This window comes from Methylobacterium sp. WL6, from assembly GCF_008040095.1.
Classification (GTDB): domain Bacteria; phylum Pseudomonadota; class Alphaproteobacteria; order Rhizobiales; family Beijerinckiaceae; genus Methylobacterium.
This window is the reverse complement of record NZ_VRVH01000285.1, coordinates 1-5,736: the sequence shown is the minus strand read 5'-3', so window position 1 is coordinate 5,736 and position 5,736 is coordinate 1. Positions and strand designations below refer to the sequence as shown.

General features: G+C 71.5%; 8 protein-coding genes and 1 pseudogene. 5 read left to right on the top strand and 4 right to left on the bottom strand.

What is annotated here, in order from left to right; all coding sequences use genetic code 11:
- Positions 1–328: 328 nt before the first annotated feature.
- Positions 329–595, top strand: coding sequence for a hypothetical protein (locus FV230_RS23580; RefSeq protein ID WP_147844124.1), 267 nt, complete (start codon positions 329–331; stop codon positions 593–595).
- A 77-nt stretch (positions 596–672) separates the two neighbouring features.
- On the opposite strand, the gene FV230_RS23575 is transcribed toward FV230_RS23580, so the two are convergent.
- Entirely contained in the window at positions 673–1,182 is a 510-nt protein-coding gene (locus FV230_RS23575) for an OsmC family protein (RefSeq protein ID WP_147729800.1), read from the bottom strand.
- 76 nt (positions 1,183–1,258) lie between these two features.
- Positions 1,259–2,035, bottom strand: coding sequence for an ABC transporter ATP-binding protein (locus FV230_RS23570; RefSeq protein WP_147844123.1), 777 nt, complete (start codon positions 2,033–2,035; stop codon positions 1,259–1,261).
- 111 nt (positions 2,036–2,146) lie between these two features.
- Here FV230_RS23570 and FV230_RS23565 point away from each other — a divergent pair, with 111 nt between their 5' ends.
- Together FV230_RS23565 and zwf are read left to right on the top strand one after the other, a co-directional pair.
- The gene (locus tag FV230_RS23565; RefSeq protein WP_147844122.1) at positions 2,147–2,404 is read left to right on the top strand and encodes a hypothetical protein; all 258 of its coding nucleotides are present in this window, start codon (positions 2,147–2,149) and stop codon (positions 2,402–2,404) included.
- A 121-nt stretch (positions 2,405–2,525) separates the two neighbouring features.
- Entirely contained in the window at positions 2,526–4,058 is a 1,533-nt protein-coding gene (gene zwf / locus FV230_RS23560; RefSeq protein WP_147729397.1) for a glucose-6-phosphate dehydrogenase, read from the top strand.
- A gap of 106 nt (positions 4,059–4,164) precedes the next feature.
- On the opposite strand, the gene FV230_RS23555 is transcribed toward zwf, so the two are convergent.
- Positions 4,165–4,353, bottom strand: coding sequence for a hypothetical protein (locus tag FV230_RS23555; RefSeq protein WP_147844121.1), 189 nt, complete (start codon positions 4,351–4,353; stop codon positions 4,165–4,167).
- A 155-nt stretch (positions 4,354–4,508) separates the two neighbouring features.
- Between FV230_RS23555 and FV230_RS23550 the strand changes: the two genes are divergently transcribed.
- Positions 4,509–4,763, top strand: coding sequence for a hypothetical protein (locus tag FV230_RS23550; RefSeq protein ID WP_147844120.1), 255 nt, complete (start codon positions 4,509–4,511; stop codon positions 4,761–4,763).
- 34 nt (positions 4,764–4,797) lie between these two features.
- Here FV230_RS23550 and FV230_RS23545 read toward each other — a convergent pair whose 3' ends face one another.
- Positions 4,798–5,448 (bottom strand): TetR-like C-terminal domain-containing protein, encoded by a 651-nt coding sequence (locus FV230_RS23545; RefSeq protein WP_147844119.1) that lies wholly within the window; start codon positions 5,446–5,448, stop codon positions 4,798–4,800.
- A gap of 111 nt (positions 5,449–5,559) precedes the next feature.
- Here FV230_RS23545 and FV230_RS30980 point away from each other — a divergent pair.
- Positions 5,560–5,736: pseudogene (locus FV230_RS30980) on the top strand (PspA/IM30 family protein); the annotation flags it as partial.

Below are 5,736 nucleotides of genomic sequence, written 5' to 3'. Positions count from 1 at the left end.
TCCCTCCCCCCGACGGATCTTGGGCTTGCCCGAGATCCGCCCCCCGTGTGCCCAAGTCGGGCAGGCCCGACTTGGGTGCGGGGGAGGGAGCGCGCGGGGCTTCGAATGGACTGTCGAGCAACGGCACCGGGAGATATCCCTGGCGGCGCGCGCGGTGGAATAGTTCTACGATCTCATTGAAATAGAACTATAATTTTACTTTCTCGCACGTGCGAAAGCGCACGTGAAACCGTTCCGCAGCGCACCATCTCCTGGTCATGGCAGTGACGGCCACGGGGTGCGCGCAGCGACGCGAGACCGGGTCGTCCATCACGACAAGGAACCGACCATGACCAAGCGTCTCGCCTCCCTCGCCTTCGTCCTCGCGCTCGCCGCCCCGGCCTCCGCCTTCGCCCAGGGCTTCGGTTCGCAGGGCTTCGACGCCCCCCGCGTCGACCGCACCGACTCGCGCAGCTTCTTCGGCATGCCGGCCTGGGTCGACTCCGCCCGCGAGGGCGATGCCCTGACCACCGGCTCGATCGGCCCGCGCCTCGGCGACGAGGCCCCGGTGCGCACCGGCCGCGCCCTGTCGCGGACCGGCAGCCTGGCCCGGTAAGCCGCGCTCCGATCGCAGGATCGGACGAACGGGCGGCGGAGCCTCGGCTCCGCCGCCCTTTTTCGTGGGCGCTCCCTTCAGCTGCGGGCGGCGGTGACGGCGAGCTCCGGCTTGTGGTTCAGGGTCTGGAACACGACGCAGTAGCGCTCGGTCAGCTTGAGCAGCTGGTCGAGCTTGTCCTGGGGCGCATCGGTGTCGAGGGCGAAGGCGAGCCGGATCGCGCGGAAGCCCACCGGCGCCGCCTTGTCGACGCCGAGCGTCCCGCGGAAGTCGAGGTCGCCCTCCGCGCTCACCGTGCCGGCGCGCAGCGGGATCTCGAGGGCGGTGGCCACCGCCTTCAGCGTCACGCCGGCGCAGGCGACCAGCGCCTCGAGCAGCATGTCGCCCGAGCACAGCTCGGCGCCCGAGCCGCCGGTCGCCGGGTGCAGGCCGGCCACCGCCAGCGCGCGGCCGGTCTCGACCTTGCAGGCGATCGCGGTGTCGTCGAGCGAGCCCTTGGCTCGCAGGGTGATCACCGCGTCGTCGGGGGTGTTGCGGTACTGGTCCTTCAGCGGGGCCTGAAGCGCGCGAAGCGTGGTGGCGTCCATTGTCGTCTCCTCCATCGTGGGTCTTGATCGGTCGCCGTTAGCGGGAACCGCACCGCGGCTCAACCGGCGCCGCCCGCTACCACCAGTTCCCGGCGGGCGCCGCGGCGGCCTGGGCCTCGGCCGGGCGCAGCGAGCGGTCCAGGGCCGCCAGGATCGCGCGGGTCGAGGCCTCGCTCTGCGGCGAGGCGGGATCGCGCGGGCGGGCGATGCCGAGCCGCACCGTCTCGTCGAGGCGGCCGGGCTTCGGCCGCATCACCACGGCGCGGTCGGCGAGCGCCACCGCCTCGCCGACGTCGTGGGTGACGATGAGGATCGTCGGGCGGGTCTCGGCCCAGAGCGCGAGCAGGTGCCCGTGCAGGTCCTTGCGAGTGAAGGCGTCGAGCGCCGAGAACGGCTCGTCGAGGAGCAGCACCCGCGGGCGCGCCACGAAGGCGCGGGCGATCGAGACCCGCTGCTGCTGCCCGCCCGACAGGTCGCGCGGCCAGCGCGCGGCGTGCTCGGACAGCCCGACCCGCTCGAGCGCGTGGGCGACGCGGGCGCGGCGCTCGGGCCTGCGGACGCCGTCGAGGCCGAAGCCGACATTGTCGGCCACCGTGAGCCAGGGCAGCAGGCGCGGCTCCTGGAACACCAGGCCCACGCCGGGATGCGGTGCGGCGATGGCCTCGCCGTCGAGCGTGATCGTGCCGGCGCTGCCGCGGTCCAGGCCGGCGATCAGCCGGAGCAGGGTGGTCTTGCCGCAGCCCGAGCCGCCGATCAGCGCGACGATCTCGCCGGCCGCCACCGACAGGTCGATGCCCGCGAGCGCCTGCGTGCCGTCGGCATAGGTCTTGGAGAGGCCTTGGATGTCGAGCACGGTGTCCGCCGAGGTCCTCTTGTCGCCTGTCGCGTGCATGCCATAGGGCGCGAGGCGCCGCCATGCTACGTCGGCGCCTCGCGCGGCCGCGCGAGGCGATGGGGTGGACCCGTGATCAGGCTCGTTCTTCCGGTGCTCCTCGCCCTCGCGGCCCCGGCCGCCGCCGCCGACCTGCGCGAGCGGCCGGGCACCGGCCGCTTCCGCGCGACCTGCGAGGATCTCGGGCGGTTCTGCACCGCGACGGCCTGCGGCCGCGACCAGATCGAGGCGGCGCAGGGCTGCCGCGCCCTGTGCCCGGGCGCGGCGGTGCTCACCGTCGCCCCCGCCGCCTGCCCGCTGCCGGGCGTGGTGCTGCGCCGGCGGGGGTGAGGAGCCGGCCCTTCCCGCCCCCACACGATCGCGTCACGCCGGGAACGGCCGTGGCGGTCGCCGGTTGACGTGCGATCGAATGCCGCGACGCACCATCGCGTCGCAGAACCGGACGACGCCGATGCCCGAATCGAGCCATGACGCGCCCCTCAAGGACGAGGCCGCCTGCGGCACCAAGCCGGCGCCGCCCTGCACGCTGGTGATCTTCGGCGCCGCCGGCGACCTGACCAAGCGCCTGCTGATGCCCTCGCTCTACAACCTCGCCGGCGCCGGCCTGCTCGATCCCGGCTTCGCCATCCTCGGCGTCGACCACAACGACGGCAGCGACGAGGGCCTGCGCACCGAGCTCACCACCTCGATGGAGACCCTGAGCAAGGACCCCGGCTCCGAGTTCCACGCCGACCGGATCGACCCGAAGAGCTGGGGCTTCATCCGCGACCGCATCCACTTCCTCAAGGGGGACTTCGAGGATGCCAAGACCTTCGAGGCCCTGAAGGGCAAGGTCTCGGGCAACGTGGTGTTCTACCTCGCGGTGGCGCCGCGCTTCTTCGGCACCCTGGTCGACGGGCTGGGCCAGGCCGGGCTGCTGAAGCAGGCGGACGACGCCTTCCGCCGGGTGGTGATCGAGAAGCCGTTCGGCTCCGACCTCGCCTCGGCGCAGGCGCTCAACGCGCGGATCCTGAAGCAGGGCGACGAGAGCCAGTTCTACCGGATCGACCACTTCCTGGGGAAGGAGACGGTGCAGTCGATCATGGCTTTGCGCTTCGCCAACGGCATGCTGGAGCCGGTCTGGCGGCGCGAATACGTCGACAGCATCCAGATCACCGCCGGCGAGACCGTCGGCGTCGAGGAGCGCGGCGGGTTCTACGAGCCCACCGGCGCGCTACGGGACATGGTGCCCAACCACATGTTCCAGCTGCTCTGCATGGTGGCGATGGAGCCGCCGAACTCGTTCAAGGCCGAGGACGTGCGCGGCGAGAAGGCCAAGCTCGCGCAGGCCGTGAAGCCGATCCAGCCCGACCACGCCGTGCGCGGCCAGTACACGGCCGGCACGCTCGAAGGGAAGCCGGTCGTCGGCTACCGGGAAGAGCCGCACGTGGCCGAGGATTCGACCACCGAGACCTACGTCGCCCTGAAGCTCGAGATCGACAACTGGCGCTGGGCCGGGGTGCCGTTCTACGTCCGCACCGGCAAGCGCATGACCGGGCGCCGCACCGAGATCGCGATCCTGTTCAAGCCGGCGCCGTTTCAGCTGTTCTCCGACACGCCGGTGGCCGAGCTCAGCCCCAACGTGATGCGGATCACCATCGACCCCGACCACGGCGCCGGGACCGAGCTGAACGTCAAGGTGCCCGGGCCGCAGATGCAGATCGGCCGAGTGACGATGGGGTTCAAGTACGCCGACTTCTTCCAGAACCAGCCCAACGTCGGCTACGAGACCCTGCTCTACGATTGCATGACCGGCGACGCGACGCTGTTCCAGCGCGCCGACAACATCGAGGCCGGCTGGGCCGCGGTCGAGCCGCTGCTGCAGGCCTGGAAGACCGCCCCGGTGGAGGACTACGCGGCCGGCACCCCCGGCCCGAAGGCCGCCGACGACCTCCTGGCCCGCGACGGCCGCCACTGGCTCGGCCTCGACGGCAAGACCGACTGAGGCAGGACCGACCGAGGCAAGACCGATCGAGCCTCGAGACAGGCCCGTCGGGCCGGACGCATCGCGGGAACGGAGCGGGGACCGGGTCCCGGCCTTTCCCACGCCGTCAATGTTCGTCGCGTCTTGCGCCGTCCTTCTCGGCCTTGACCTCGTCCGCGATCTGCAATCCGGCTTGATAGAGCAGAAGACGACACGTCATGACCATCTCGGGTGTTCCGACCTCGCGGACGATTTCGTAGAGCCGCAGGCAAGCGTCGACCATGGCCCCGGCGGAGAACCTATCGTCTGTCGGCATAATGCTGTCTTCAAAGCGATGTTCTCATCTGCCAACTCAGACTTAAGCCGACAACGCCGCCTTACGACCAGAGGTTGCGTATTGCCGTAAAAGCGTTCTGAATGCAGAATACGAGGACGCGTGCGGTCGCATGGCTATTTAAGAGGCGACCGTCGATGTGTGTTGAGCCCGGCCCGGATCGCGGAAAGACCCCCGGTCGCGACGATGTCGGGGAGGGGAACGACAGTCTTCGCCGTCTCGCCGAAGCGCTCGGCGGCACGGTCGCGTCGCTGTTCGGCGAGGCCGCCACGCCGAGCGATCTGGCCGGGTTGCGGGAGCTTCTCGGCCTGTGGAGCGGGCTTGCGAGCGACGCGAGCCGGGCGGACGCGCTGAGGGCGGTCCGCGCCATCGCGAAGGCCGAGGCGCCCTGAGCGTCGGTTCGCAGCGTCGGCGCGGCCGAGCGCGTCACGCGGCGGCCGCCCCGCCCGCGTTCGCCAATCCCGACGCCATGGCGCGGATCAGCAGATCGAGCTGGTCCCGCACCACCGCGACCGGCAGCACCATCAGGCGCGCGTCGAGGCCGAGCATGACGATGCCGTGCGTCGCCGAGAACAGGCTGCGGGCGAGCAGGACACGCTCGAGGGCCGGGAGGTCCGGGCGCAGCGCCTGCAACGGCGCCTCGATCCGGCGGAACAGGCGGGCCTGCTCGGCGACGTACCCGTCCGGCGGGCGCCGCCCGTCGGCGAGCTGGTGCTGGAACAGGGCGCGCCAGCGCCTGGCGTGGCCTTGCGCGAAGGCGAGATAGGCCTGGCCCAGCCGGACGAGCTCGTCGGCCGCGCCCGCCGCGTCGAACCCGTCGGCCTCCGGCCCGAGCGCCGCCTCGAACAGGCCGAGCGTGCGCAGGTTCACCGCGAGGATCAGCGCGTCGAGATCCGGGAACGCGGTGTAGATCGCGCCGAGCGCGCAGCCGGCATCCGCGGCGAGGTCGCGGGCGCGCAGGTCGCCGAGCCCGTCCGCCGCGATCCGGCGCTCCGCCGCGGCAATCAGCGCGGTGCGAAGCGCTTCCCGGCGTGCCTCCGCCTTCGTCGGCTTGCCGCCGTCGGCCAGCCCGGTCATGCGCCGCCTCGCGGCCCTATTTTGCACGACGTGCAATCGCGCACTTGAACGCTGTTCATGTTCGTGGGAGGTTCCAGTTGTGAACGATGTTCATAACGCGGGAGCCCCACCATGCTCAAGTTGCTCAACCTCCTCGCCCGGGGGAAAGTCGCCCGGGCCACCGAAGACCTCCACGACCGCAACGCCCTGCTGATCCTCGACCAGCAGATCCGCGAGACCCGCGCCGCGCTGGAGCGCAGCCGTCGGGCGCTGGCCGTGGCGATCGCCGGCGACCAGGCCGAGGCCCGC

Bases quoted from the DNA above. Each gene is read 5' to 3' on its own strand.
- FV230_RS23580 (WP_147844124.1), top strand. From the start codon at position 329: ATGACCAAGCGTCTCGCCTCCCTCGCCTTCGTCCTCGCGCTCGCCGCC.
- FV230_RS23575 (WP_147729800.1), bottom strand. From the start codon at position 1,182: ATGGACGCCACCACGCTTCGCGCGCTTCAGGCCCCGCTGAAGGACCAG.
- zwf (WP_147729397.1), top strand. From the start codon at position 2,526: ATGCCCGAATCGAGCCATGACGCGCCCCTCAAGGACGAGGCCGCCTGC.
- FV230_RS23555 (WP_147844121.1), bottom strand. From the start codon at position 4,353: ATGCCGACAGACGATAGGTTCTCCGCCGGGGCCATGGTCGACGCTTGC.
- FV230_RS23550 (WP_147844120.1), top strand. From the start codon at position 4,509: ATGTGTGTTGAGCCCGGCCCGGATCGCGGAAAGACCCCCGGTCGCGAC.
- FV230_RS23545 (WP_147844119.1), bottom strand. From the start codon at position 5,448: ATGACCGGGCTGGCCGACGGCGGCAAGCCGACGAAGGCGGAGGCACGC.